This is a genomic window from Leisingera sp. ANG-M6 (assembly GCF_000813905.1).
Classification (GTDB): domain Bacteria; phylum Pseudomonadota; class Alphaproteobacteria; order Rhodobacterales; family Rhodobacteraceae; genus Leisingera.
Map to the genome: position 1 here is coordinate 1015 of NZ_JWLG01000044.1, position 956 is coordinate 1970.

Consider the following 956-nt stretch of genomic DNA (forward strand, 5'->3'; position numbering starts at 1 on the left):
CTGTCGACGATTGCCCAGATGGACCGCATCGTGGTGCTGCAGGAGGGGGAGGTTGCCGAGGATGGCAGCCACGCGGCGCTGCTGGCGCAGCAGGGTGTCTATGCCGGGCTGTGGCAGCGTCAGGCGGGCACGGCGGAGCGGGTGGCGGAGATGGTGTGATACTGAGGCGGGAGGCCTAGACGCCCGCCATCAGCACATCCACCGCACGGGGGTTCAGGTGCGTCACGGCCGGGTAGTTTGCCAGCAACGGAATGACAACGACGGACGGGTCGGGCGGCAGCAGATCGCTTTCGATCACGACCATAGAGATACCGTTGTATTCCGCGACGTCGAAGCGGGTCAGTCCTTCCACGAGGTTGCCCCTGGCGCAGTCATGATGTCAGCCAGCGGGTGGCCGTGCTGTTCGTGCCAGTCGGATTGCGCGGCAAAGGCATCGGCGTTTTCCTTCAGCCACTGCTTACGCCGTGCCTCGGCAACGGCCTGCATCAGCGCGGTCTCTGCCACTGCGGAGACGTTGATGCCGAGAGCCTTGGCGCGGTCCAGCGCCTGCGCATCCAGGGTAAGGGAGGTCTTGCGTTTGGCGGTGGCGGTCATGAGGATATGCTCCGGTGTTATACCGCCAACATATACCGTCCGAGTATATATCGCAAACTCCGGTGCGCCTTGCGGGGCGCACCAGGTGCCAATTTGGCAAGGTGCCGACAGTCAGACGGCCTCTGCCGTTTCTGGCATGTCGCTTTGGGTTCGGGTGCGAATCTGGGCGATATCGCCTTTTAGGGTCTGAAAAACCGCATCCCCGAACCATTCCAGCGAGGCCTCGCAGGCGGGGTCCTGGGCTAATTCGGCCATCAGGGTGCTGTAGTCATAGGCGCCTTCGAACAGCGGCACCATGCCGTCGCGGCTGCCGGCGGCGCTGTAGACGTTGGCGGGGGCAAAGACGTCCAGCCGGTCACGGG

General features: G+C 64.0%; 2 protein-coding genes and 1 pseudogene. All 3 read right to left on the reverse strand.

The window, feature by feature from the left end; genetic code table 11:
* Positions 1–175: 175 nt before the first annotated feature.
* Positions 176–352 (reverse strand): hypothetical protein, encoded by a 177-nt coding sequence (locus RA24_RS21535; RefSeq protein WP_241480990.1) that lies wholly within the window; start codon positions 350–352, stop codon positions 176–178.
* Positions 340–594: a type II toxin-antitoxin system CcdA family antitoxin gene (locus RA24_RS21540; protein ID WP_039152654.1), complete on the reverse strand. Its 255-nt coding sequence runs from the start codon at positions 592–594 to the stop codon at positions 340–342. The genes RA24_RS21535 and RA24_RS21540 overlap by 13 nt, the downstream gene beginning before the upstream one ends.
* Positions 595–705: 111 nt before the next feature.
* Positions 706–956, reverse strand: a pseudogene (locus tag RA24_RS21545) (sugar phosphate isomerase/epimerase family protein); the annotation flags it as partial.

What these genes read in the sequence shown, in the direction of transcription:
- RA24_RS21540 (WP_039152654.1), bottom strand. Translation starts at nt 594, where the DNA reads ATGACCGCCACCGCCAAACGCAAGACCTCCCTTACCCTGGATGCGCAG.